This window comes from Agromyces selenitireducens, from assembly GCF_052748465.2.
The window spans coordinates 2,314,664-2,340,283 of record NZ_CM188259.1 but is presented as its reverse complement, the minus strand read 5'-3'; the positions used below and the strand labels follow the sequence as shown (position 1 = coordinate 2,340,283).

Sequence of the window (25,620 nt, the reverse complement as noted above, 5' to 3'; positions counted from 1 at the left end):
GGGCGAGCATTCCTGCACAACCCTTCCGTTCGACCGGTCCGCCCCGGGTCTCCGCTCGGCGTGACAGCCGTGCGGCACGGACCGCGACGCTGGGCGCATGGCCCACAACACCGAACTCGGTCGGCACGGCGAACAACTCGCCGCCGACCACCTGCAGGCGCGCGGCATGCGCGTCATCGACCGCAACTGGCGGTGCCCGTACGGCGAGCTCGATCTCGTGCTCCGGGACGGCGACGAGACGGTCTTCGTCGAGGTGAAGACCCGCGCCGGCGACGGGTACGGCCATCCGTTCGAGGCGATCACCGCGCGCAAGCTCGCCCGGCTGCGCCGCCTGGCGCTCGCGTGGTGCGACGCCCAGGAGTCGCCCACCGGACGGATCCGCATCGATGCCGTCGCGGTGTTCGCCCCGTCGACCGCGCCGGCGATCGTCGAGCACCTCGAGCGGATCGCCTGATGCCCGTCGCACGCACGCGCTCCATCGCGCTCGTCGGGCTCACCGGCTCGGTCGTCGAGGTCGAGGCCGACCTCTCGAGCCGGCTTCCCGCGCTCGTCATCATCGGGCTGCCGGACGCCGCCCTCGGCGAGGCCCGTGAACGCGTCCGATCCGCGGCGACCAATGCGGGGTGCCCGCTGCCCTCCCGCCGCCTCACGGTGAACCTCTCCCCGGCTTCGCTGCCGAAGCACGGCTCGGGCTTCGACCTCGCGATCGCGCTCGCATGCCTGGCCGCGGCGGGCACGGTCGATCGGGAGTCGGTCGAGCGGTTCGTGCACCTGGGCGAGCTGGGGCTCGACGGTCGACTGCGGCCGACCCACGGCATCCTCCCCGCGGTGCGCGCGGCGGCGCGGGCCGGACACGACCGAGTGATGGTGCCGGTCGCGAACGCCGATGAGGCACGCCTCGTGCCGGGCGTGGAAGTCGTCGGCGTCGCGTCCCTGCTCGAGGCGGCAGTGCGGCACGGCGGGGAGTTCGACCTGTCGGCGTGCGACGGGCTGGAGCCGGTCCTCGGCGACGAAGCCGACCCCGGCGGACCTGCCATCGGATCGGCGGTCGGCGGTGATCTCGCCGATGTCGTCGGCAACCCGGACGCCGTCGACGCCCTGCTCATCGCGGCCGCCGGCGGCCACCACCTCCTCATGGCGGGTCCGCCAGGCGCCGGCAAGACGATGCTCGCCTCCAGGTTGCCCGGGATCCTGCCCGACCTCTCGCCCGATGCCGCACTCGAGGTCGCCTCCCTCCGGTCGCTCGCCGGGGAACGCATCAGCGGGACGCTCTCCGTCCGGCCGCCGTTCGAGGCGCCGCACCACACCGCCAGCGCGGCCGCGATGGTCGGCGGCGGAAGCCGCGGCATCCGCCCCGGCGCCGCCGCGCGCGCCTCGCACGGCGTGCTCTTCCTCGACGAAGCGCCCGAGTTCCCCGCGTCCGTGCTCGACGCGCTCCGCCAGCCGCTCGAGTCCGGCGAGATCACCATCCACCGGTCGAGCGCCGTCGCCACCTTCCCTGCGCGATTCCAGCTCGTGCTCGCCGCGAACCCGTGCCCCTGTGGGGGCGGAGAGACGGCGACCGACATGTGCGCGTGCCCGCCTGCGACGAGGCGACGCTACTTCGCGCGCATGTCCGGCCCCCTGCTCGACCGGATCGACCTCCGGCTGCAGGTCAACCGCCTCACGCCGGCGATGCTGCGGATGAAGCACACCTCACCCCACGCCCCCGTGCTGACCTCCCTCGAAGCGCGGGAGCGCGTCGTGCGAGCCCAGCATGTCGCCGTGGAGCGGTACGCCGGCACACCATGGCGCACCAATGCGCAGGTGCCCGGCCCGTGGCTGCGCGGCGAGGGCGGGATGCACCCCGGCAGCGTCGCCACTCGAGCGCTCGACCTCGCGCTCGAACAGGGACGCATAACGATGCGCGGCTACGACCGGGTGCTGAAGGTCGCGTGGACCGTCGCCGACCTCGAGGGCGCGTCCCGGCCGAACGCCCAGCACGTCGGGCGTGCCCTCGCGCTGCGATCGGGGCTGCAGGCATGAGCGCGCTCGATCGGACGATCACCGCCTCGTCAGCCGCGCTCGCTGCCGTGCGCCCGTCGAGCGACGACCTCGAGCCCCGCGACCTCGCCGCGGCGGCGATCCTCGGTTTCGTGTCGGAGCCCGGCGACGGCGTGCTCGGTCGCCTCGTTGCAGCGCTCGGAGCGGCGCGGGTCGCCGAGGAGATCCTTGCCGGTCGGCCGGGCGGGGAGGTCACCGCGGTGGCGGTGGAGCGCGGTGCCGCAGTGTCGGTGCACGAGGTCTCGGCAGGATTGCAGCGCTGGCGCCCGCGGCTCGACCACGCCGCGTTCGCGCGCGGCCTCGGCCAGGCCGCGCGCGTCGGCGCGCGGCTCGTCCTTCCCGCCGACGCCGACTGGCCCGATGCGCTGCGCGACCTCGATGTGCACGCGCCGCTCACCCTCTGGGTGCGGGGGCGCGCCGACGCGCTCGCCGAGACCCCGTCGATCGCCCTCGTCGGAGCGCGGGCGGCCACCCGCTACGGAGAGCACGTCGCGATCGAGGCGGCCGCCGGCCTCGTCGACCGCGGGATCGCGGTGGTGTCCGGCGGCGCCTACGGCATCGACGGCACCGCCCATCGCTCGGCGATGGCGAGCAGCGGCACGACCGTGGCGTTCCTCGCCGGCGGGGTCGACCGCTTCTATCCCGTCGGTCACGACGCGCTGCTGACGCAGATCGCTCGCACCGGGGCCGTCGTCTCCGAGATGCCGTGCGGCGCGGCGCCGACCCGCTGGCGCTTCCTGCAGCGCAACCGCCTCATCGCCGCGGCCGCACAGGCCACCGTCGTGCTCGAGGCGGGAATGCGGTCGGGCTCGCTCAATACCGCAGGTCACGCTGCTGCGCTCGGGCGTCCGCTCGGCGCGGTGCCCGGCCCCGTGACCAGCCCCGCTTCGGCCGGCTGCCACCGTCTCCTCCGCGAGTTCGACGCAGTGTGCGTGACCGATGCTGCGCAGATGGCCGAACTCGTCGGCACCGTCCCCGTGGGCGACACCGCGCCCGTCGATCGCGACGGCCGACCCGCTCCCCATGATCGCGCGGTCGAGGGCCTGACCTCCGACGAACGGCGAGTGCTCGACGCCCTCGGCGTGCGGCGCGTCCGCACCGTGGTGGACCTCGCGCAGCGCGCCGGACTCGACACCGGAGCGGTGCTCGGCGCCCTCGGGGCGCTCGACGCGACCGGCCTTGCTCGACGCCTGGACGACGGCTGGGTTCGCCGCCACTCGGCGTGACCCCTCGCCCTGCGGACCGGCGGGGTCCTAGGCTGGCCGCGGGAGGCAGCGATGGATCATCCCCGATTCGGCAGGTACCCGGCGGCGCGGCACGTGATCGCCCACCTGAGCGACACCCACTTCCTCGCCGGGGGCGCCCCGCTCGGGGGAACCGCCGACACCGTGGCGCATGTCGACCGAGCCATCCGCCAGCTCGGCCGGCTGGCCGGCTCGCTCGACGCCATCCTCGTCACCGGCGACGTCACCGACCTCGGCGAGCGCGATGCGTACCTCCGCATCCGCGACGCGCTCGAACCGCTCGCCGAGGCGACCGGCGCCCGCCTCGTGTGGGTCATGGGCAACCACGACGAACGCGCACCGTTCGCCGAGATCCTCCTCCACGAGCCCGACCCGACCCACGGCCCGGTGAACCGCGTCGTCGACCTCGGCGGGCTCCGGCTCGTGACGCTCGACACGAGCGTGCCCGGCTACCACCACGGCGCACTCGAACCCGCCACGCTCGAGTGGCTGCGCGACGTGCTCCGGGAGCCGGCGCCGTACGGCACGGTGCTCGCGATGCATCATGCGCCCATCGCCACCGCGCTCGCGCTCATGGACGTGCTCGAGCTCCGCGGCCAGGACGCGCTCGCCGACGTGGTCCGCGGCACCGACATCCGCGTGATCCTCGGCGGGCACCTGCACTACCCGACGCAGGGCAGCTTCGCCGGCATCCCCGTGTCGGTCGCCGGCGCCCTCGCCTACACGATGGACCTGTCGGCGCCGCTGCGCGGGATGGTGGGGATCGACGGCGGCCACTCGATCTCGCTCGTCCACCTGTTCGACGAGGGCGTCGTGACCTCGGTGGTGCCCGTGGGGGCGTTTCCCGAGGTCACGAGCTTCGGCGAGCAGTTCATCCGCGAGCTCGAGGCGCTCGACGACGACGGACGCCTGGAGCGCTTCTCCCGCAAACGGGGCATGTTCGCCGATGGGTGACCTGCGCCTCGACGCGGCCGTGGACGGGTATCTCGGCCACGTTCGCCACGAGCGCGGATATTCCGAGCACACGGTCGACGCGTACGCGTCCGACCTCGCCGACCTCGTCCGGTTCGCCGTCGAGCGGGATATCGGCGACATCGGGGGCCTCGACCTCGATCTGCTCCGCGACTGGCTCTGGGTCGCGACCGAGCGCGGCCTCGCGCGCGCGACCGTGGCCCGCCGCGCGGCATCCGCTCGAGGCTTCTGCGCCTGGCTCGAACGCACCGGCGCCGTCGCCTCGGACCCGGCCGCGAGGCTCCGCGCACCGCGCGCCAAGCGCACGCTCCCGCGTGTCGTCGCCGCCCCCGCCGTCTCCGACCTCATCGAGGGGCTCCAGCTCGCCGCGATCGACGACGACCCGGTGGCGGTCCGCGACCTCGCCATCGTCGAACTGCTCTACGCGTGCGGGTTGCGCGTCTCCGAGCTCGTCGGCCTCGACCTCGACGACGTGGATCGGAGCAACCGCACCGTCCGGGTCACGGGCAAGGGATCCAAGGAGCGGGTGGTGCCCTACGGCGCGCCCGCCGCCGTCGCGCTCGACCGCTACCTCGAGCGAGCGCGGCCGGCACTGCTCGCCGCCGACGGCGGCTCGGGTTCCGCGGGGTCCGAGCGTGCGACGAGCTCGGCCCGCCCACGGGCCGGCGGCCACGCGGTGTTCCTCGGCGTCCGGGGCGGACGACTGGGCGTGCGCGCCGTGCACCGGCTGGTCGCCGGGCTGCTGGCCGAGCTCCCGGGGTCCGGTCCCGCCGGCCCGCACGCATTCCGGCACAGCGCTGCGACCCACCTGCTCGACGGCGGCGCCGACCTGCGCGCCGTGCAGGAGTTCCTCGGACACGCGAGCCTCGGCACGACGCAGATCTACACGCATGTCTCCGCCGAGCGGCTCAAGCAGACGTACGCTACCGCGCACCCCAGGGCGTGATCACCCGCGGAGCGGCAGCAGCACCGCGCGTGGCAACCCGCCGAGGAAGAGCAGGGGCGACACGTACTCGCCGTGGACCCTGACGCCGAAGTGCGCGCAGCTGCCGTCGCAGTGACCGCCCTCGCTCGTGACGGCGACGGCGGCGCCCGAGACCACGCGGTCTCCCACGACGACGGATGCCGCGACCGGCTCGATCGCGCTCACGACCCCGCCGCCGTGGTCGATCGACAGCACCCCGCGGCCCGCCACCGGGCCGGCGAAGGCGACGACGCCGTCGGCGGCCGCGCGCACGACGGTGCCGGGCGGTGCCGCGAGGTCGATGCCCCGGTGACCGGCCGCGTACGGCGTCGGCGGCGCGCGGAACGGCTCGGTCATGCGCACGGGTGGTGCGATCGGCCATTCCCACTCGGCGTTCGCACGGGCATCGGGAGCGGGGGAGGTGTCCGCGGCCAGGGCGGTGGTCGGCCCCGTCGCGACGACCAGGGCGACCAGGAGGATCGAGGCGGGGAACACGGGGGGACGGCGCGCGATCGGGGGCATGTCGACGAGCCTTCCCGGCCGCGCCGCCCGGCCGTGCGGGAAGCGCAGCGGCGGTGCGGCGGAGCCGGTTCGCGAGCCCTGTGGAGGACGGGCCCGAACCGACCCGCGTGATAGCATGTCCGGAGCGCCCCGCCTGTCGGGGCGACTACGCGTGCCCATTCGGCCACCGACTCCACTCAGTCCCGCTCGAAAGAGCCGGCGGAGCCGTGCCGGGCACCAGGGCTTCCGGCCGCCGGCCGGGGCGACAACTGAGAACAGAAGGAGTACGGCCATGGCCGTCGTCACCATCCGCCAGCTGCTCGACAGCGGCGTGCACTTCGGGCACCAGACCCGCCGTTGGAACCCGAAGATGAAGCGGTTCATCTTCACCGAGCGTTCCGGCATCTACATCATCGACCTGCAGCAGTCGCTCGCCTACATCGACAAGGCGTACGACTTCGTCAAGGAGACGGTCGCCCACGGCGGCACCATCCTGTTCGTCGGCACGAAGAAGCAGGCGCAGGAGTCGATCGCCGAGCAGGCGACGCGCGTCGGCCAGCCCTACGTCAACCAGCGCTGGCTCGGCGGGCTCCTCACCAACTTCGCCACGGTCTCCAAGCGCCTCGCGCGCATGAAGGAGCTCGAGGAGCTCGACTTCGAGGGCACCACGTCGGGCTTCACCAAGAAGGAGCTCCTCCTCAAGAAGCGCGAGCTCGACAAGCTGCACAAGTCGCTCGGCGGCATCCGCAACCTCTCGAAGACTCCGTCGGCGCTCTGGGTCGTCGACACCAAGAAGGAGCACCTCGCGATCGACGAGGCCAAGAAGCTCAACATCCCCGTCATCGGCATCCTCGACACCAACTGCGACCCCGACGAGGTCCAGTACCCGATCCCGGGCAACGACGACGCGATCCGCTCGGTGAGCCTGCTCACGCGCATCATCGCCGACGCCGCCGCCGAGGGCCTCATCCAGCGCCACCAGAAGCCCGAGGAGGGCCAGGAGGCCGAGCCGCTCGCCGAGTGGGAGCAGGAGCTCCTCCAGGCCGGCGCCGCCGAGACCCCCGAGCAGTCCTCGGCCGAGACCGAGAAGGTCGCCGGTACCGAGGATGAGGCGAAGGCCGAGGCCGCCGAGGTCGTCGCCGAGCCGACCGAGGTTCCCGAGCCGACCGAGGCCGAGGCGACCGAGCCCGAGGCGACGGCGACCGAGCCTGAGGCGACGGCGACCGAGCCTGAGGCGACGGCGACCGAGGCGCCCGAGACCGAGGCGCCCGAGACCGAGGCGCCCGAGGCGACCGAGCCCGAGGCTGCCGAAGCAGAGGCCGAGGCCGCACCGGCCGACGCCGAGTCCAAGTAAGACCACGAGTCCAGGAGACTGCCTGATATGGCCAACTTCACCCTCGAAGACGTCAAGAACCTGCGCGAGCGCCTCGGCACCGGCATGGTCGACACGAAGAACGCGCTCGTGGAGGCCGACGGTGACCTCGAGAAGGCCGTCGAGATCCTCCGCCTGAAGGGCGCGAAGGGCAACGCGAAGCGCGCCGACCGCTCGACCGCCGAAGGCCTCGTCGCCGCCGTCGACAACGGCGACGGCACCGCAACCCTCATCGAGCTCGCCTGCGAGACCGACTTCGTCGCCAAGGGCGACAAGTTCGTCGCGCTCGCCGACCGCGTGCTCGCGGCCGTCGCGGCGGCACGCGCCGAGACCGTCGAGGCCGCCCTGGCCGCGCCGGCCGACGGCAAGACCGTCGCCGACATCATCGACGAGGAGGCGGCGATCCTCGGCGAGAAGGTCGAGCTGCGTCGCGTCCGCCTCGTCAAGGGCGAGAGCTTCTCGATCTACCTGCACAAGACGTCGAAGGACCTGCCGCCCCAGGTCGGCGTGGTGCTCGGCTACTCCGGTACCGACGCCGAGACCGCCCGTTCGGTCGCACAGCACATCTCGTTCGCCGCTCCCGAGTACCTCACGCGCGAGGACGTCCCGGCCGAGGCCGTCGAGAAGGAGCGCGCGCTGGTCGAGCAGATCACCCGCGAGGAGGGCAAGCCCGAGGCCGCCCTCCCGAAGATCGTCGAGGGTCGCCTCGGCGCGTTCTTCAAGCAGGTCGCGCTGCTCGAGCAGGACTACGCCAAGGACAACAAGCTGTCCGTCGGCAAGGTCCTGTCGGACGCCGGCATCACCGTCTCCGACTTCGCCCGCTTCAAGGTCGGCGCGTAGGTCGTGACATGGGAGCCCGGATCGCCACGGCGATCCGGGCTCTTTCCTGTGTGCGGACGCCTCCGCGACGGCGGCATCCGGACACGGCCCGGACCGGCACTGCGCCGGGACCGGCGAACCACTAGTTTTGACACCCAAGGGGAAGGATCGGTCGGGGATGACGGAACACAAGCGCAGGGTCATGCTCAAGCTGTCGGGCGAGGCGTTCGGCGGCGGCGCGCTGGGAGTGAACCCCGACGTGGTCAGCGCGATGGCGCGTGAGATCGCGGATGCCGCGCGCACGGTCGAGATCGCGATCGTGGTCGGCGGTGGCAACTTCTTCCGGGGTGCCGAACTCTCCGAACGCGGCATGGACCGCGGCCGTGCCGACTACATGGGCATGCTCGGCACCGTGATGAACTCACTCGCACTGCAGGACTTCCTCGAGCAGGCGGGCGCCGAGACCCGCGTGCAGTCGGCGATCGCGATGACCCAGGTCGCCGAGCCATACATCCCGCGCCGCGCCGAACGGCACCTCGAGAAGGGCCGCGTCGTGATCTTCGGCGCGGGCGCCGGGCTCCCGTACTTCTCCACCGACACGGTCGCCGCCCAGCGCGCGCTCGAGATCGGCGCGGACGTGGTGCTCGTCGCGAAGAACGGCGTCGACGGCGTCTACTCCGACGATCCCCGTACCAACCCCGACGCCCACAAGATCGATCGGATCAGCTACCAGGAGGCGCTGCAGCGCGGGCTCAAGGTCGTCGACTCGACCGCGTTCAGCCTGTGCATGGACAACGGCATGCCGATGCAGGTCTTCGGCATGGAGCCGGCCGGCAACGTCACCAAGGCGATCCTCGGCGAGCAGCTCGGCACCATCGTGAGCAACGGCGAGCCGACCGCCGATCGATAGACTGTCCCGAGCCCGAGAGAAGGAGTCCCCGTGATCGCGGATGTTCTGTCCGAAGCAAGTACGCGCATGCAGAAGGCCGTCGAGGTCGCGAAGGACGACTTCGCGTCGGTTCGGACCGGTCGTGCCAACCCGCAGCTCTTCCAGAAAATCATGGTGAGCTACTACGGCACGCCGACGCCGCTCGCGCAGCTCGCGTCGCTCAACAATCCCGAGGCGCGCACGCTCGTCGTCACCCCGTACGACAAGGGCGCCCTGAAGGACATCGAGCAGGCGATCCGCGACACCCCGAACCTCGGCGCGAACCCGACCAACGACGGCAGCATCATCCGCGTGACGCTGCCCGAGCTCACCGAGGAGCGCCGCAGGGAGTTCGTGAAGATCGTGCGGTCGAAGGCGGAGGATGCCCGCGTGTCGGTGCGCAACATCCGTCGCAAGACCAAGGACGACCTCGACTCGCTGAAGGGCGAGGTCGGCGACGACGAGGTGGCGCGCGCCGAGAAGGAGCTCGAGCACATCACCAAGTCGCATGTCGACCAGATCGACGAGGCCCTGAAGCGCAAGGAAGCCGAGCTCCTCGAGGTCTGAGGACGGACCATGGAAGGCGTCCCTGAGGGGGAGCGTTCGGACGCCGGCGACCACGAGCACTCGTCGCGGGCGGAGTTCCGCGCGCAGATGCACCAGCGCCGCGTCGAGCTCGAACGGCAGCTCGAGGCGTCGCGCGCCCAGTTCGACCAGGCGCAGGAGCGGATCAACGCACGCACCGGGCGCAACCTGTTCCTCGCGATCGGCATCGGCGTCGCGTTCGGCGGAACGCTGCTGCTCAGCCTGCTCGTCGTCAAGGAACTCTTCATGGTGTTCGCGGTCGTGCTTGCCGCATTCGCCAGCTCCGAGCTCGCCGCGGCACTCCGCAACGGCGGATACCGCGTGCCGCGCGTGCCCACGGTCGCGGCGGCGATCGTGGCCGTGCCCGTCGCCTATTACGGCGGGGCTGCGGGACAGATCGCCGCAGTCCTCGCCGGCATGGCCCTCGTCGTCGCGTGGCGGCTCGCCGAGCAGGCGGCGCCCGGGGTCCGTGCATCGTCGCACGGGCTCGCACGCGACCTCGGCGCCGGTCTGCTCGTACAGGCCTACGTGGTGTTCCTCGCCACGTTCACCGTGGTGCTCACCGCCGCGGAGGGCGGCCAGTGGTGGACCCTGGCGTTCATCATCATCGCGGTCGCGGCCGACACGGGCGCCTACGCGTCCGGGCTCGCGTTCGGCAAGCACCCGATGGCCCCGGTGATCAGCCCGAAGAAGACATGGGAGGGCTTCGCGGGGGGTGCGCTCGCGAGCATCATCGCGGGCGTGCTGCTGTCGGTGTTCATGCTGGGCAACACGTGGTGGTTCGGCCTCGCGTTCGGCGTGGCGATCTTCCTCACGGCCACGCTCGGCGACCTCGCCGAGTCCCTCATCAAGCGCGATCTCGGCATCAAGGACATGAGCTCGTGGCTTCCGGGCCACGGCGGATTCCTCGACCGGCTCGACTCGATCCTCCCGTCGGCCGCCGTCGCGTTCGTCGCCTTCCGGATGTTCGGATGAGCGTGCGGGATACTGGTGCCGTGGATGCCACGTTCCCGCGCGCGCGCAAGAACCAGCTGGGTTACAAGACGTCCGAGGTCGAGGAGTTCCTGCAGCGCGCACGGCGCGCGTACGACGGCAGGCCGCTGCCCGACGACCCCGAACTGGACTCCGAGCGGATCCGACTGACGGCCTTCGCGATGCAGAAGGGCGGCTACTCGACCGCACACGTCGACGCGGCCATGGAGCGGCTCGAAGACGCGTTCGCGTTCCAGGAACGGCAGATCGCGTCGAAGCTGCACGGCGACGAGGCCTGGCTCGCCGAGGCGCGCACGACGGCGCAGGTCGTCGCGAACCGACTCGCGCGCCCCGAGGGGCTGCGCTTCGACCGGGTGAGCCGGCTCGCACTCGGCTACAACGTCCGCGAGGTCGACCGCTTCGCCGACCGTCTGACCCGCTATTTCCGCGACGGCTGGCCCGTCGCGATCGACGACGTCCGGGGGGTCGTGTTCACGGCGCAACGCGGCGGATACCGCGAGTCGCAGGTCGATCTCCTGCTCGACGCGGTGGTCGATGTGATGCTCGCCGTCCGATGACCGCCGCCCGTTTCGCCGCGGCCCGTCGGCTCCGTTACACTCATCGAATCGTGGGCAGGCATTCGGGTGATCACGGCGACGAGACGCCGATCGTCATGGGCGAGCATCGGATCCGAGAGGTCGAGTCCGGCGGAACCGGAACGGGTGTCGCATGGGCGCCACGGTACGCCCGCTCCGCCGAGGCAGCGACGCGCTCGAGCGTGACGAGCCCCGTCAAGCAGGCCGCCACGGTGGTGTTCGCCTTCGCCGCCTCCGTGGGATTCCTCCTCGTGAACGTCGTCGACCCGTACTCGGGCGCGACCGCCTCGGCGACCTACGTCCCCGTCGACCGGTTCGACGGCCAGGCCGCCCAGGAGATCGAGGTCGCGGGCGAGTACTCGGTGTCCGTGGCGTCGGAGGGCTATCTCGTCGAGAAGTACGTGGAGCCCGAGCCGGAGCCCGACCCGACCTCGTCCGGATTCGCGCCGCCTGCGGTCGTCCCCGACCCGGGATCGGCGCAGGCGTATGCCGCCGGCGCGGTCGCCGCCCGCGGGTGGGGGAGCGGCGAGTTCGACTGCCTGGTCGCACTCTGGAACAAGGAGTCGGGCTGGCGCGTGAACGCGATGAACCCCTCCAGCGGCGCGTACGGCATCCCCCAGGCCCTTCCGGGATCGAAGATGGCCACCGCCGGTGACGACTGGGCCACCAACGCCGCGACGCAGGTCGAATGGGGCCTCGGCTACATCTCGGACCGGTACGGCACGCCGTGCGGCGCCTGGGCGCACTCCCAGAGCGTCGGCTGGTACTGACTCGGGACGCGCGCCGACGCGACCGTAGACTTGACGGATGGCCCGTTCGAACCGCTCCCGTGGCCGCGCCGCGCGAGCGCGCGAGCCGCATCCCGACCTCGACGTCGAGCGCCTGACGGCCGGATGGCGCCGCACCGAGGTGCGGGGCGGCCGCGAGTGGAACGTGCAGCCCGTGACCGAGGCGCAGGCCGTCAAGGCGTACCGCTGTCCGGGCTGTGGACTCGATGTCGAGCCGGGCACCGCACATCTCGTCGCCTGGCGCGCCGACGGCGTGCTCGGCGACGCTGCCGACCTCGCCTCGAGGCGGCACTGGCACACCCACTGCTGGAGGATCGGACCGACGTGAACGACCAGGCGATGATCGAGATCCGGGCGGGCGTCGAGCTCCCCGCGCGTCGCGAGGAGATAGAGCTGCGCACCGACGATGGGCTGCGGCTCGTCGGGGAGTTGGCGACGCCCGTCGACCGGCCGCCGGTCGCGACGCTCGTCACGCTGCATCCGCTGCCGACCGCAGGCGGGTTCATGGACTCGCACGTGCTGCGGAAGGCCGCCGCCCGGCTGCCGGCGCTGGCCGACCTCGCGGTGCTGCGCTTCAACACGCGGGGGACGTCGTCGCCGCGCGGCACGAGCGAGGGGCGGTTCGGCGAGGGCGTCACCGAGCGCGACGACGTCGCTGCAGCGATGCGCTTCGTCAAGGAGCGCGCGCTGCCGCGACCATGGCTCGTGGGCTGGTCGTTCGGCACCGAGCTCGCCCTGAAATACGGGCTCGATCACGGCATCGACGGAGCGATCCTGCTGTCGCCGCCGCTGCATCGCACGACCGACGAGGAGCTCGGCCGGTGGCGCGACTCAGGCGTGCCGCTCGTCGCGCTCATCCCCGAGCACGACGACTACCTGAAGCCCGCCGAGGCCGCCGAGCGGTTCGCCGACCTGCCACACCTCACGAGGATCGACGTGACCGGCGGCAAGCACCTGTGGGTGGGGGAGTCGCAGACCCGTCGCGTGCTCGACGAGATGGTCCGCGCCGTGAACCCGGCGGCGCTGCCGCTTCCGACCGAGTGGCCCGCGGCATCCGTCACCGGAACGCGGGAGTAGGCACGGCGCCGCCTCAGCGCTCGTTCTGACGCGGGATCACGACCTGCTTGATGATGAGCAGGATCGCCGCGGCGATCGGGATGGCGACCAGCGCGCCCAGGATGCCGAGCAGCGTGCCTCCGGCGAGTGCCGCGACGACCACCAGCGCGCCGGGAACGCGCACCGCGCGGCTCATGATGCGCGGGGCGAGGACGTACGCCTCGACCTGCATGTACACCAGGTAGTAGACCGCGGCCACGAGGGCCGTGAGAGGCGAGCCCACCCCGGGGATGAGGCAGACCAGCACGATGATGATCGAGCCGGTGAGCGTCCCGACGAGGGGGACGAGCGAGAACAGGAACGCGATGAACGCGAGCACCGCGGGGAACGGGGCGCCGATGATCGAGAGGAACGCGAAGCTCAGCACGCCGTTGACGGCCGCGAGCGAGACCTGGCCGATGACGTAGCGGCCCACCGATTGCGTGATCTGCTCGGTGAGGTCGGCGAACCGCGCTCGACGCGACGCGGGCACGAGCTGGTACGTCGCACGTTTCATCGCGTCGAGCGAGGCCGTGAAGTACACCGTGAGCACCGCCACGATCAGCACCGCGAACACGCCGCTGCCGATCGCGAGGGCGACCTGCCACACGCCGCCGAGCAGCTCGCTGAGCTTGTCGGGGTTCGTGAAGAAGTCGGTGAGCGCCGCGGAGGCCTGCGCGCTGATCTCGTCGATCTTCAGCAGCGGGAACTGCTCCTGCAGCCACTCGATCCAGTCGACGCGGTTCAGCTGCGCGATGATCACCGGGATGAGCGCGATGAGCTCGCCGACCTGCTCGACGATGATCGGGATGACGGCGAGGAGCAGCGCGGCGACCAGCGCGGCGACCCCGACGACGACGAGGAGGATCGCCGCCCAACGCGGAAGCCCCCGGCGCTCGAGCCCGCTGACGGCGGGCTCGAGGCCGAGGGCGAGGAAGAGCGCGGCCCCGACGTAGGTGAGGATCGTCGACAGGCTCGCGACCGCGGCCAGGATGAGCAGGCCCGCACCGACACCCAGGGTGCCGACGAGGGCCAACCGGAACGCGTTCTGGATCCTCACCGACGCGTCCTGTCCGTCGCTCGCGCTACTTCTTGTTCGCGACCTGCTCGGCCTGCGTCAGCACGCCCCTCAGGCTCTCGAAGTAGCCGGCGACGGCGTCGCGCTCGATCTTGATCTGCGCGAGGCGGTCCTCCGCGTCGGAGACGAGGGCGCGGGTGCGCTCCTCGGCGTCGGCGATGAGCTTGCGAGCCTGGGCGTGCGCGGCGGCGACGCGCTCGCGCGCCTCCTCGTCGGCCTTGTCGCGCGCCGTGGCGATCTCGGAGCGGACCTCGGACTCGAGGCGGTCGGCCTCGGCGCGGGCCTGGTTGGTGCGGGCGACGGCCTCGGCGAGTTCGGCGTTGGCGTCGTCGAGGAACCTCTTGGTCTGCTCGGACGCCTCCTGCTGTGCGGTGAGCAGTTCCTGCTCGGCTTCGTCGCGCTTGGTGGCGAGCTCGGAGTCGAGGTCCATGCGCGCCCGCTCGATCTCACGACGCATGCGGTTGACCTCGTGCGTGGTCTTCTTGCGCAGCGAAGTGAGCTGGTTGTCGAGGTCGATGCGTGCCTGCTCGGCCTCGGCCTCGAAGTCCGCGCGCGCCTGCTCCTGCTCGAGGGCGAGGTCGGCGCGCATCTGCTCGAGCTCGGCGGCGTGCTTCGCTCGGATGCGGTCGAGGTCGTGCTCGAGCTTCAGTCGAGCCGTCTCCGACTCGCGCTCGAGGTCGACCGCGGTCTGCTCGCGCTCCTGTGCGAGCTTCGCGCGAGCGGCCTCGAGCTCGCGCTCGAGGTCGGTGCGGGCCTGCTCGAGCTCGTGCTCGAGGGTCGCGCGGCGCTCCTCGATCTCCGCCTCGATCGCGGCACGGGACTCCGCGGTCTCGCGCTCGAGGTCGATCCGGGCCTGCTCGGTCTCGCGGGCGAGGTCGATGCGGGCCTGCTCGGTCTCCTTGGCGAGCTCGGCACGCTTCTGGTCGAGCTCGATCGCGACCTCGGCCCGGGTCTGCTCGGTCTCCTCCTGGAGGCCGGCGGCGGCCGCGCGCGCTTCGTTCGCCTCGGTGTTCGCGGCGACGAGCATCTCGGCGGCCTTGCGCTCGGCCTCGGCGACCAGTGCGGCGGCCTCGCGCTTGGCGATCGCGCGCGCCTCGGCGGCCTCGGTGCTCGCGGCGCCGCGGATGGCGGCAGCGTCGCGGTTGGCGTCCTCCCGGAACTCCTCGCTCGACTCCTGGGCGCGGGCGACCATGTCGTCGGCCTCGGCGCGGGCGTTCTCGAGCAGGCGGTTCGCCTGTGCGCGCGCCTCGGACAGGGTCCGCTCGGCGAGCTCGTGCGCGTCGGATCGCATGAGGTGCGCCTCGTCCTCGGCGGCGCGACGGAGTTTCTCGGCGTCGATGTCGGCCTGGGCGATGAGGCGCGTCGACTGCTCCTCAGCGACACGGAGCGTGTTCTCGAGCTTCGTGCCGAGGCCGGAGAACGTGGGGCTGCCGACCTCCTCGAGCTCTGCGGTGAGCTCTTCGATGCGCGCGTTGAGGCGCTTGTTCTCCTTCTGCACCTCGGCCGTCGCGTTGTTCGCGGCGATGATTTCGCGGCGCAGCGAGTTGATGCTGCGGTCGACCTCATCCTTGTCGTATCCGCGGAATACCTGCGTGAACTCGGTCTCTTCGACGGCCAATTCTTCCTCCGGGGTCCGTGGCCCGCGTTGTGGGGGATTGTGGGGGCGCGGGTCGCCTCCGATCATACGGCGAGGGCGCCCGTCCGTGGCGCGCCGTTTCGCGTCGTGGCATCCAGACCCCGGTTAGGCGACTCCCAGACAACGCCGCTAATCTTGGGTGTCTTTGTCGGATGCCGCTTCCGTGCGGCCTGGAGGTAACTGCGTGCGATTCGTTCTCGCGATCCTGGCGTTCGCCGCCGCCGCCGTGATGGTCGGCTTCGGCATCGCCCAACGGACGGTCTTCCTCGAACCGGACAAGGTGACACTCGGGACCGTCGTCGAGAATCAGGCCGAGTACATCGTGCTGCAGCCCGAGGCGCTGGCGGCGCACGAGGGCAAGCAGACGATCACGGCCTCCGGGGGCGACACGGTGTTCCTCTCGTACGGCCGGACCGACGACGTGCTGGCCTGGATCGGGGACGAGCCCTACGTGAGCGTCGGGTACGACGCCGAGGCGGCCGAGTTCACCAGCGAGGTCGTCGTCGCGCAGCCGGTCGAGGACCTCAACCCGACGCCGCCCGCCGAGGCCCCCGCCGCCGAGGAGCCGGCCGAGGAGTCGGAGGGCGACGAGGATGCCGAGCCGGTCGTGGTTCCCGCGGGCAGCGACCTGTGGCTCGACGAGTTCACGGGCGACCGCACCGTGAGCACGACGGTCGACGTGCCCGAGGGCATCGCCGTCATGCTCGCGTCGAGCGAGGGCGAGCCCGCCCCCGGCCGGATCACCGTGTCGTGGCCGCTCGACAACTCGACCCCGTGGGCGGGACCCCTCATCGCGGGCGGTGCGCTGCTCTTCCTCATCGGTGCGCTGCTCGTCGTCTGGGGCGTCGTGCATCACCGCCGTTCCCGCGGGCCCCGCCGGAACCTGCCCAGGGGCCCCAAGGGCAAGCTCATGCGCGCGCCACGGCCTTCGCGCGCCTCCCGCGGCCTGCCGTCCGGTTCGAGCGGCCACCGCTCGCTCGGGCAGGCACGACGGATCGCGCTCGTGCCCGTGCTGCTCGTGCCCGCGCTGGCGCTGTCGGCGTGCTCGTCCGACTACTGGCCCGACCTGGCGTCGACCCCGGAGTCGACGGCCGTGACGACGCCGCCCGCCACGCCCGAGGCGGAGGACGAGGGTGCCGAGGCATCCGGCGACGATCGCCCGGAGGTCACGCCCGCCGTGACCGTTCCGCAGATGGAGCGGATCATGCGCCGCGTCGCGGTGTTCACGACCGAGGTCGACGAGGCGCGCGACTCCGCGCGACTTCCCGAGCGCTTCACCGGGCCGGCCCTCGAGGCCCGCGAGGCGAACTACACGATCCGTGGCGCGCTGCCCGACCACCCCGAACTGCCCGCCATTCCCGCGGCGCCGCTCACCCTGACGCTTCCGCAGCAGGCGTCCGGCTGGCCGCGCACGGTGGTCACGATCGCGCAGAACAGCAATGACGAGACCGTGGCGCCCACCGCGCTCGTGCTCCAGCAGGAGACGCCGCGCGACAACTACAAGATCCTCTACGCGACGGCGCTCGTGCCGGACGCGGACGTGCCCGAGGTCGCTCCGGCCTCCATCGGCGCGCCGCCGATCAATCCCGAGTTCAAGGGTCTCGTCATGCCGACCGGCCAGGTGGCGCCGGCCTACGCCGACCTGCTCCTGAAGGGCGACGAGTCGGAGTTCGCGGAGTTCTTCGATCCGGAGGGCGACGTCATCCGCCAGCAGCTCGGCGTGGAGGGCCAGCAGGCCATCGCCGACGCGCTGCCCGAGACGGCCGACATCGCCTTCTCGAACGCGGTCGGCGACAGCCCGACCGTGGCGCTCGCGACGAACGACTCGGGTGCCCTCGTGGCGGTCTCGTTGACGCAGACCGAGAAGGTGACGCCGAACGACGGCGGCACCATCGGCTTCGAGTCCGGTGCGCCGGGTGCCGCCCTGTCCGGCTTCGACGAGAAGTCCGCCAAGGGCGTGCAGCGCGAGATCGGCATCCAGTTGATGTTCTACGTCCCCGCGATCGGGTCCGACGAGCAGATCCGCCTGCTCGGCTGGTCCGAGAGCCTGATCGGAGCCTCGGAGGTCCCGTGACGAACGCCGTTCCCCCGCAGCTGCCCGCCAACCTTCGCGGCGCCGTCGACCTGTCGTCGCTCGTGCATCGCGACGAGCGACGACCGACGGATGTCGCGCCCGGCGGCGACGCGACCGGATCCGCCGATCGGCTCGTCGTCGCGACCGACGACCAGTCGTTCGGACAGGTCCTCGAGCTCTCGCGCAGCGTGCCCGTCGTGGTCGCGCTGTGGGCGTCGTGGAGCGAGCAGTCAGCAGAGCTCGTGCAGTCGCTCGAACGGCTGGTGAGGGCCCGCGCGGGCCGGCTCATGCTCGCGGCGGCCGATGCCGACCGCAGCCCGCAGCTCGTGCAGGCGCTGCAGGCCCAGGCCGTGCCGACCGTGGTCGCGCTCGTCGCCGGGCAGCCCGTGCCGCTCTTCCAGGGCGTGCAGCCCGACGACGTCATCGACCAGGTGTTCGACCAGCTGCTCGAGCTCGCAGCCCAGCACGGCGTGACCGGCCAGGTGCCGGTCGACGACGCCGACGGCGAGCCCGCCGAGGCCGAGGAGCCCGCGGAGGCGCCGCTGCCGCCGCTGCACCAGGAGGCGTTCGACGCGATCTCGCGCGGCGACTTCGCGGCTGCGGCATCCGCCTACCGGACCGCCATCGCGCAGGATCCGCGCGACGACCTCGCGGTGGCCGGGCTCGCCCAGGCGAACCTGCTCGGACGCCTGCAGGGGAAGACCCTCGACGAGATCCGCAACCGCGCCGCAGCGGCGCCCGGCGACCTCGACGCGCAGCTCGACGTCGCCGACCTCGACCTGTCGGGCGGACACGTCGACGATGCGTTCGCCAGGCTGCTCGAGTTGTTCCCCACCCTCGACGCGGCCGGGAAGGACGCCGTGCGCGAGCGGCTGCTCGAACTGTTCCAGGTTGTGGGCGTCGAGGACCCGCGCGTCGCCGCGGCGCGGCGCAGGCTCGCGACGCTGCTGTACTGAGGGGCCTCGAGACGGCCGTGGGCGGCCTCCTCGACCCGCACAGGTCTCGAGACGAGACGGCCGCGAACGGCCTCCTCGACCCGCAGTGCTACTCGGGCTGGAACCACACCGCGGCGAGCGGCGGCAGCGTGAACGGCGCCGAGGCGGGTCGACCCGCCCACGGCTCGCCGGTCGCGTCGACCCCGCCGAAGTTGCCGACGCCCGAGCCGCCGTACTCCGCGGCATCCGTGTTGAGCACCTCACGCCAGCGGCCCGCGAACGGCAGGCCGAAGCGGACGTCCTCGTGCGGCCGCCCGGCGAAGTTCACGATGCACAGCAGCGGCCGGCGATCGCGGTCGTACCGGAGGAACGCGATCACGTTCAGCTCGGCAGCGCCGCCCTCGACCCACTCGAATCCGGCCGAGTCGTCGTCGAGCTGCCACAGCGCGGGCGTCTCGCGATAGCGGCGATTCAGCTGGCCGACGAGCTCGGCGAGCTGCCGGTGGCTCGGCTGGTCGAGGATCCACCAGTCGAGTCCCCGTTCCTCGCTCCATTCGGACAGCTGCCCGAACTCCTGCCCCATGAAGAGCAACTGCTTGCCGGGGTGCGCCCACATGTACGCCAGGTAGGCGCGCGTGTTCGCGAGCTGCTGCCAGTGGTCGCCCGGCATCTTGCGCACGAGCGAGCCCTTGCCGTGCACGACCTCGTCGTGGCTGATCGGCAGGATGAAGTGCTCGCTGAACGCGTAGAGGAACGAGAACGTGAGCTCGCCGTGGTGATGCGAGCGGTACATCGGGTCGCGCTGGATGTACTGCAGGGTGTCGTGCATCCACCCCATGTTCCACTTGTAGCCGAAGCCGAGACCGCCCGACGAGGTCGTGGCGGTGACGCCGGGCCACGACGTGGACTCCTCGGCGATCATCACGGTGCCGGGGTTTCGCTTGTACGCGGTCGCCGTGGCCTCCTGCAGGAAGCCGATCGCCTCGAGGTGCTCGCGCCCGCCGTACCAGTTGGGCAGCCACTCGCCCTCCTCGCGCGAGTAGTCGAGGTAGAGCATCGAGGCGACCGCGTCGACGCGCAGGCCGTCGACGTGCATCTCCTCGAGCCAGAACAGGGCGTTCGCGACGAGGAAGTTCCGCACTCGAGGGTTGCCGTAGTCGAAGACGAGCGTGCCCCAGTCCTTCTGCTCGCCGCGGCGCGGGTCGGGGTGCTCGTACAGCGCCTCGCCGTCGAAGCGTGCGAGCGCCCACTCGTCCTTCGGGAAGTGCCCGGGCACCCAGTCCATGAGCACGCCGATGCCGGCCTGGTGCAGGCGGTCGATGAGGTACTTGAGGTCGTCGGGGCTGCCGAAGCGCGAGGTGATCGCGAAGTAGCCGGTGACCTGGTACCCCCACGAGCCGCCGAACGGATGCTCCGCCAGGGGCATGAACTCCACGTGGGTGTAGCCCAGCCACTGCAGGTACTCGATGAGCTCGTCCGCGACGTCGCGGTACCCCTTGCCGGGGCGCCACGAGCCGAGGTGGAGCTCGTAGACGCTCATGGGCAGCTCGTGCGCGTTGGACTCCGCGCGCCGTGACATCCACTCGCCATCGCCCCACTCGTGCGTCGTGGTCGCGACGACCGAGGCGGTCGCGGGGGCGACCTCGGCGCGGCGCGCCATGGGGTCGGCCTTCATGATCCACTGGTCCCACTGGGTGAGGATCTCGAACTTGTACGCGGCGCCGGGCTCGACGTCGGGGACGAACAGCTCCCACACGCCCGAGGCGCCCATGTTGCGCATGGAGTGGCCGACGCCGTCCCAGTGGTTGAAGTCGCCGACGACGCGCACCGCTCGGGCGCGGGGCGCCCACACGGTGAACGAGACGCCGCGCAGCGCGCCGACCGGCGAGTCGTACTCCCGGTGGTTCGCGCCGAGCACCTTCCACAGTTCCTCGTGGCGGCCCTCGGTGATCAGGTGAAGGTCGAGCTCGCCGATGGTGGGCGCGTACCGGTACGGGTCGTCCGCGATCCACTCGCTGCCGTCGTCGTAGCGGGCCCGCACGCGGTAGCCCATCGCGCCGAACGCGCCCGCGCCGGCCCAGATGCCGTGGGCGGCATGTGCCAGCGGCACCTCGGTGCCGTCGTCGAGCAGTGCGGTGACGGATGCCGCGAGCGGGCGCCGCACGCGGATCGCGGTGTGGGATCCGCCCTCCCGGGCGACATCGAAGGCGTGCGCCCCGAGGACCGAGTGGGGATCGTGGTGGCGACCCTCGGCGACGGCCTGCAGCAGCCCGTCGTCGACGGGCGGGGGCGTGGCGGTGGCGGTCTCAGGCATCCGTGCCTCGAATCACTCGGAGGATGTGGGCGGGTTGGGTGAACGCGTCGAGGCGCACGTAGTCGTGCGCGCCCCACTCCCAGCGGTCGCCGGTCACCAGGTCCTCGACCTGGAAGGTCGCGTCGGGCGCGAGGGAGATCGCCTCGAGGTCGAGGTGCACGGTGGTCTCGCGGACCGAGTGCGGGTCGACGTTCGCGACGACGATGAGGGTGTCGTGGTCATCGTCGGCGCGGCCGTCGATGAAGCGACCCTCGAGGTGCTTGGAGTACACCAGCACCGAGTCGTCCTCGCTGCGGTGGAAGCGGATGTTGCGCAGCTGGCCGAGCGCGGGGTGGTCGTTGCGGATGCGGTTGAGGATGCCGAGGTAGAGCGCGAGCGACCGGCCCTCGGCCGCGGCTGCGGCGAAGTCGCGCGGCTTGTACTCGTACTTCTCGTTGTCGATCGCCTCTTCGGCGCCGGGGCGCGCGACGGACTCGAACAGCTCGAAGCCCGAGTACACGCCCCACGTGGGCGCGGCGGTCGCGGCGATCGTTGCGCGCACCGTGAATGCGGCCGGCCCGCCGAACTGGAGGTACTCGGTGAGGATGTCGGGCGTGTTCACGAACAGGTTCGGCCGCATGAAGTCGGCGGTCTCCTGCGACACGCTCGTCAGGAACTCCTCGAGTTCCTGCTTGGTGTTCCGCCACGTGAAGTACGAGTACGACTGCTGGAAGCCGACCATCGCGAGCGCCTGCATCATCGCCGGGCGCGTGAACGCCTCGGCGAGGAACACCACGTCGGGGTCGGTCGCGTTGATGTCGCCGATGAGCCGCTCCCAGAACGCGAGCGGCTTGGTGTGCGGGTTGTCGACGCGGAAGATGCGCACGCCCTGCTTCATCCAGTGCCGCACGATGCGGGTCACCTCGACGACGAGGCCCTCGAAGTCGTCGTCGAAGTTGATCGGGTAGATGTCCTGGTACTTCTTCGGCGGGTTCTCGGCGTACGCGATCGTGCCGTCGGGGAGGGTCGTGAACCACTCCGGGTGCTCGGTGACCCAGGGATGGTCGGGGGAGGCCTGCAGCGCGAGGTCGAGGGCGATCTCGATGCCGAGCGCGGCGGCGCGACGTACGAACGCGCGGAAGTCGGCGAGGGTGCCGAGGTCGGGGTGCACCGCGTCGTGCCCTCCCGCGGCCCCGCCGATCGCCCAGGGCGAGCCCGGATCGTTGGGGCCCGGGTTCAGGGTGTTGTTCGGTCCCTTGCGGAACGCGACCCCGATCGGGTGGATCGGCGGCAGGTAGACCACGTCGAAGCCCATCGCGGCGACGCCGTCGAGCCGCTTCTGCGCGGTGCGGAACGTGCCCGACTTCCACGCGCCGTTCTTGAACCGCCGCGCTCCCTCCGAGCGCGGGAAGAACTCGTACCAGGACCCTACGCCGGCGCGCCGGCGCTCGACGTGGATCTCGTGCTCCTCCGAGTCGGTCGCGAACCTCGCGAGCGGGCGCTGGTCGAACTCGGCGAGCAGCGGGCTCTCGAGCAGGGCACGGCGGTCGGATGCCGCGGCGTCCGTGTCACGCAGCGATGCCGCGTACGCCTTGAGGAGCTTGCGCACCGACGCCGGGCGGCTGGTCTCGGCAGCGGCCCGGTCGGCCAGGCGCGCGCCGATCTCGTACATGAGGTCGACGTCGACGCCCGCGTCGATCTTCACCTCGGCGTCGTGCACCCACGTGCCGATCTCGTCGCCGAAGCCGGTCACGTGCCAGCGCCAGGTGCCGAGCTCGTCGAGGCGCACCTTCGCCTCCCAGCGATCGGTGCCGGGCGCTCCGGCGCGCATGCGGTGGCGCTGCTCGACGCCGGACGGACTCGTGAGCACGAGCATCGCCCCCACCAGGTCGTGCCCCTCTCTGAACACCGTGGCGCCGAACGGGACCACCTCCCCGGAGAACGCCTTCGGGTTCCAACGCGGATCGGGCAGAGCGGGCGTGAGCCGGGTCACTGGGATCCGGCCGGCGAGCACGGTTCGGCTGGTCACGTTCCGACCGTAGCGTGGATGGGTTGGGAACGGCAGGGCGGGTTGCGGGTGTGGCGGTGCCGCCCGTCGATCCGCCGGCCGCGAGTCCCGTTCACCTCGACGACACACGCGCACGCTTAGGGTTGTCCCGTGAAGCCGATCCGCAAGTTCACCGTCCGGGCCGTGGTGCCGCCGCAGCTGGGTGCGCTCGAGGAGCTCGCCGCGAACCTCCGGTGGTCGTGGCACGAGCCGACGAAGCGCCTGTTCGAGCACATCGACCCCGTCGGCTGGCATCGTTCCGGGCGCGACCCGATCGCGTTCCTCGGCGACGTCGAGCCCCGCCGGCTCGACGAGCTCGCCCACGACGAGCACTACATCGGCTGGGCCGAGCGCGAACGGGCCGGCCTCCGCGAGTACCTCGGCGAACCGCGCTGGTTCCAATCGCTCGGTGCCGAGACGCCGAAGACGATCGCGTACTTCTCGCCCGAGTTCGGCATCACCGCGGCCCTGCCGCAGTATTCGGGCGGTCTCGGCATCCTCGCCGGCGATCACCTCAAGGCGGCATCCGACCTCGGCGTGCCCCTCGTGGCCGTCGGCCTCTTCTACAAGGCCGGGTACTTCTCGCAGGCCATCGCGCCCGACGGCTGGCAACAGGAGCGCTACCCGGCGCTCGACCCCGACGGGTTGCCCCTCTCGGTGCTGCGGCGGGCGGATGACACGCCCGTGCAGGTCACGCTCGCCGTGCCCGGCGGCCGCAGGCTGCACGCGCGCGTCTGGCAGGCCGCGATCGGGCGCGTGCCGCTGCTGCTGCTCGACACCGACATCCCCGCGAACGACGACGACCTGCGCCAGGTCACCGACCGGCTCTACGGCGGCGGTGGCGAGCACCGACTGCAGCAGGAGCTCCTGCTCGGCGTCGGCGGCGTTCGTGCGCTGCGCGCCTGGAGCGAGCTCACCGGCCGACACTTCCCGGACGTGTTCCACATGAATGAGGGGCACGCGGGCTTCCTCGGCCTCGAGCGCATCTCCGCGTGCATCCGCGACGGCATGACCTTCGGCGAGGCGCTGCAACTCGTGCGCGCCGGCACCGTGTTCACGACGCACACGCCAGTGCCCGCGGGCATCGACCGCTTCGACACGGGCCTCGTCGCCCGGTACCTCGAGTCGGGCCTGCTGCCCGGCATCGACCCGGCCGACGCGCTGCCGCTCGGCCTCGAGCCGGGCGCGCACCCCGACGAGTCCGCGTTCAACATGGCGTTCATGGGCCTGCGGCTCGCACAGCGCGCCAACGGGGTCTCGAAGCTCCACGGCGAAGTGAGCCGCACCATGTTCGCCGACCTGTGGCCGGGCTTCGACGCCGACGAGGTGCCGATCACGTCGGTCACCAACGGCGTGCACGCGCCGACCTGGACCGACCCGGCGCTCATCGCGCTCGCCGAAGCCAACCTCGGGACGGCTGACACGGAGCACGCCGACTGGCTGAGCCCCGCCGTGAGCGACGCCGAACTCTGGAGCGTCAAGCGCGGGATGCGCCTGCAACTCGTCGAGGACGCCCGCCGGCGCCTCACCGCTGCGTGGGCCGACCAGCACTCCGGCGCCGCGGCGCCCGACTGGGTGCGCCGCGTGCTCGACCCCGACGTGCTGACCATCGGCTTCGCGCGCCGCGTGCCCACGTACAAGCGCCTCACGCTCATGCTGCAGGACCCCGAGCGCCTCGCGGCGATCCTCACGAATCCCGACCGCCCGGTGCAGTTCGTGATCGCCGGCAAGGCCCACCCGGCGGACGAGGAGGGCAAGCGCCTCATCCAGCGGCTCGTGCAGTTCGCGCAGCGCCCCGAGCTCCGCGAGCGCATGGTGTTCCTGCCCGACTACGACATGGGCATGGCCGAGCGCCTCTACCCGGGCTGCGACGTCTGGATGAACAACCCGCTCCGCCCGCTCGAGGCGTGCGGCACATCCGGCATGAAGGCCGCGATGAACGGTGCGCTCAACCTGTCGATCCTCGACGGCTGGTGGGCCGAGTACGCCGCCGACGACCACGGCTGGGTCATCCCCACCGCGGATGCCGCGCCCGATGCCGGGGAACGCGACCGGCTCGAGGCATCCGCCCTCTACGACCTGCTCGAGCACCGCATCACGCGCCTGTTCTACGACCGCGACCACGACGGCGTGCCGACCGAGTGGATGGCGCGCATGCGCCGGACCCTCGCGAACCTGTCGCCCGAGCTCGGCGCCGACCGCATGGTGCGCGAGTACGTCGAGCGGCTGTACCGGCCCGCGGCCGAGCACGCTGCGATCGTCGGCGCGGACGGCGCGAAGCCCGCACGCGAGCTCGCCGAGTGGGTCGCGGGCGTGCGCGCCGCATGGGAGGGCGTGCAGGTCTCGCACGTCGAGTCGGGCGGCCTCGAGTCGACTCCGCACGTCGGCGACGAGCTGCACCTGCGCGCGCACGTCGCACTCGGGTGGCTGAGCCCGGACGACGTGTCCGTCGAGGTCGTCTACGGGCATTCGCACGGCGACGACCGCATCGAGAACGCTCGTGTGGCGGCGCTCGAGCCCGACGGCACCTCGACGACGGATGCCGCGACCCGCATCTACACGGGCACGATCACGCTCGACCGGGCCGGGGCCTTCGGGTACACGGTGCGGATCGTGCCGCGGCATCCGCTGCTGCGTTCGCCCGCCGAGCTCGGCCTGGTCGCCGCCGCCGGTTGACG

At 71.8% G+C, this 25,620-nt stretch carries 22 protein-coding genes; 17 read left to right on the top strand and 5 right to left on the bottom strand.

Annotated features, from left to right (window positions below):
- Positions 1-97 precede the first annotated feature (97 nt).
- Genes ACULK4_RS10890 through ACULK4_RS10870 form a run of 5 tightly spaced genes read left to right on the top strand, consistent with a single transcriptional unit; the run spans position 98 to position 5,205 of the window.
- Positions 98-454, top strand: coding sequence for a YraN family protein (locus tag ACULK4_RS10890; RefSeq protein WP_445964441.1), 357 nt, complete (start codon positions 98-100; stop codon positions 452-454).
- The gene (locus ACULK4_RS10885) at positions 454-2,025 is read left to right on the top strand and encodes a YifB family Mg chelatase-like AAA ATPase (protein ID WP_445964440.1); all 1,572 of its coding nucleotides are present in this window, start codon (positions 454-456) and stop codon (positions 2,023-2,025) included. Before ACULK4_RS10890 ends, ACULK4_RS10885 begins: the two co-directional genes overlap by 1 nt.
- Positions 2,022-3,269 (top strand): DNA-processing protein DprA, encoded by a 1,248-nt coding sequence (gene dprA, locus ACULK4_RS10880; RefSeq protein ID WP_445964439.1) that lies wholly within the window; start codon positions 2,022-2,024, stop codon positions 3,267-3,269. Before ACULK4_RS10885 ends, dprA begins: the two co-directional genes overlap by 4 nt.
- Before the next feature lie 51 nt (positions 3,270-3,320).
- Positions 3,321-4,241, top strand: coding sequence for a phosphodiesterase (locus ACULK4_RS10875; protein WP_445964438.1), 921 nt, complete (start codon positions 3,321-3,323; stop codon positions 4,239-4,241).
- Position 4,242: 1 nt separating this feature from the next.
- Positions 4,243-5,205: a tyrosine recombinase XerC gene (locus ACULK4_RS10870; protein WP_445964714.1), complete on the top strand. Its 963-nt coding sequence runs from the start codon at positions 4,243-4,245 to the stop codon at positions 5,203-5,205.
- Here the strand turns inward: ACULK4_RS10870 and ACULK4_RS10865 are convergent, their stop codons facing one another.
- The gene (locus ACULK4_RS10865) at positions 5,206-5,745 is read right to left on the bottom strand and encodes a murein hydrolase activator EnvC family protein (RefSeq protein ID WP_445964437.1); all 540 of its coding nucleotides are present in this window, start codon (positions 5,743-5,745) and stop codon (positions 5,206-5,208) included. It lies immediately after the preceding gene.
- A gap of 271 nt (positions 5,746-6,016) precedes the next feature.
- On the opposite strand from ACULK4_RS10865, the gene rpsB reads away from it, so the two are divergent.
- The 9 genes from rpsB to ACULK4_RS10820 all read left to right on the top strand — a co-directional run bounded on the left by rpsB (position 6,017) and on the right by ACULK4_RS10820 (position 12,861).
- The gene (gene rpsB, locus ACULK4_RS10860) at positions 6,017-7,078 is read left to right on the top strand and encodes a 30S ribosomal protein S2 (RefSeq protein WP_445964436.1); all 1,062 of its coding nucleotides are present in this window, start codon (positions 6,017-6,019) and stop codon (positions 7,076-7,078) included.
- Between the two features lie 27 nt (positions 7,079-7,105).
- Positions 7,106-7,936, top strand: a complete 831-nt coding sequence (gene tsf / locus ACULK4_RS10855) for a translation elongation factor Ts (protein WP_445964435.1) — start codon at positions 7,106-7,108, stop codon at positions 7,934-7,936.
- A gap of 157 nt (positions 7,937-8,093) precedes the next feature.
- Positions 8,094-8,825 carry a UMP kinase gene (pyrH, locus tag ACULK4_RS10850; protein ID WP_445964434.1) on the top strand — a complete coding sequence of 244 codons (732 nt, stop codon included), beginning with the start codon at positions 8,094-8,096 and terminating at the stop codon, positions 8,823-8,825.
- Positions 8,826-8,855: 30 nt separating this feature from the next.
- Positions 8,856-9,410, top strand: coding sequence for a ribosome recycling factor (gene frr / locus ACULK4_RS10845; protein ID WP_445964433.1), 555 nt, complete (start codon positions 8,856-8,858; stop codon positions 9,408-9,410).
- Between the two features lie 9 nt (positions 9,411-9,419).
- Positions 9,420-10,403, top strand: coding sequence for a phosphatidate cytidylyltransferase (locus tag ACULK4_RS10840; RefSeq protein ID WP_445964432.1), 984 nt, complete (start codon positions 9,420-9,422; stop codon positions 10,401-10,403).
- 20 nt (positions 10,404-10,423) lie between these two features.
- Entirely contained in the window at positions 10,424-10,978 is a 555-nt protein-coding gene (locus ACULK4_RS10835) for a DivIVA domain-containing protein (RefSeq protein ID WP_445964431.1), read from the top strand.
- Positions 10,979-11,028: 50 nt separating this feature from the next.
- Positions 11,029-11,766 (top strand): aggregation-promoting factor C-terminal-like domain-containing protein, encoded by a 738-nt coding sequence (locus ACULK4_RS10830; RefSeq protein ID WP_445964430.1) that lies wholly within the window; start codon positions 11,029-11,031, stop codon positions 11,764-11,766.
- Positions 11,767-11,803: 37 nt separating this feature from the next.
- Positions 11,804-12,112 carry an Rv1322 family protein gene (locus tag ACULK4_RS10825; RefSeq protein WP_445964429.1) on the top strand — a complete coding sequence of 103 codons (309 nt, stop codon included), beginning with the start codon at positions 11,804-11,806 and terminating at the stop codon, positions 12,110-12,112.
- A gap of 11 nt (positions 12,113-12,123) precedes the next feature.
- On the top strand, positions 12,124-12,861 hold the full coding sequence (locus ACULK4_RS10820; RefSeq protein ID WP_445964713.1) for an alpha/beta hydrolase: 738 nt from the start codon (positions 12,124-12,126) through the stop codon (positions 12,859-12,861).
- Between the two features lie 13 nt (positions 12,862-12,874).
- On the opposite strand, the gene ACULK4_RS10815 is transcribed toward ACULK4_RS10820, so the two are convergent.
- Positions 12,875-13,939, bottom strand: coding sequence for an AI-2E family transporter (locus ACULK4_RS10815; protein ID WP_445964428.1), 1,065 nt, complete (start codon positions 13,937-13,939; stop codon positions 12,875-12,877).
- A 25-nt stretch (positions 13,940-13,964) separates the two neighbouring features.
- Positions 13,965-15,575 (bottom strand): DivIVA domain-containing protein, encoded by a 1,611-nt coding sequence (locus ACULK4_RS10810; RefSeq protein WP_445964427.1) that lies wholly within the window; start codon positions 15,573-15,575, stop codon positions 13,965-13,967.
- A gap of 202 nt (positions 15,576-15,777) precedes the next feature.
- On the opposite strand from ACULK4_RS10810, the gene ACULK4_RS10805 reads away from it, so the two are divergent.
- Complete coding sequence (locus ACULK4_RS10805) at positions 15,778-17,667, top strand: DUF8094 domain-containing protein (RefSeq protein WP_445964426.1); 1,890 nt, start codon at positions 15,778-15,780, stop codon at positions 17,665-17,667.
- The gene (locus ACULK4_RS10800; RefSeq protein WP_445964425.1) at positions 17,664-18,623 is read left to right on the top strand and encodes a tetratricopeptide repeat protein; all 960 of its coding nucleotides are present in this window, start codon (positions 17,664-17,666) and stop codon (positions 18,621-18,623) included. The genes ACULK4_RS10805 and ACULK4_RS10800 overlap by 4 nt, the downstream gene beginning before the upstream one ends.
- A gap of 88 nt (positions 18,624-18,711) precedes the next feature.
- On the opposite strand, the gene glgB is transcribed toward ACULK4_RS10800, so the two are convergent.
- Together glgB and ACULK4_RS10790 are read right to left on the bottom strand one after the other, a co-directional pair.
- Positions 18,712-20,916 carry a 1,4-alpha-glucan branching protein GlgB gene (gene glgB, locus ACULK4_RS10795; RefSeq protein WP_445964424.1) on the bottom strand — a complete coding sequence of 735 codons (2,205 nt, stop codon included), beginning with the start codon at positions 20,914-20,916 and terminating at the stop codon, positions 18,712-18,714.
- On the bottom strand, positions 20,909-22,867 hold the full coding sequence (locus tag ACULK4_RS10790) for an alpha-1,4-glucan--maltose-1-phosphate maltosyltransferase (protein ID WP_445964712.1): 1,959 nt from the start codon (positions 22,865-22,867) through the stop codon (positions 20,909-20,911). Before ACULK4_RS10790 ends, glgB begins: the two co-directional genes overlap by 8 nt.
- 186 nt (positions 22,868-23,053) lie before the next feature.
- On the opposite strand from ACULK4_RS10790, the gene glgP reads away from it, so the two are divergent.
- Positions 23,054-25,618, top strand: a complete 2,565-nt coding sequence (gene glgP / locus ACULK4_RS10785; protein ID WP_445964423.1) for an alpha-glucan family phosphorylase — start codon at positions 23,054-23,056, stop codon at positions 25,616-25,618.
- Positions 25,619-25,620: the final 2 nt, after the last annotated feature.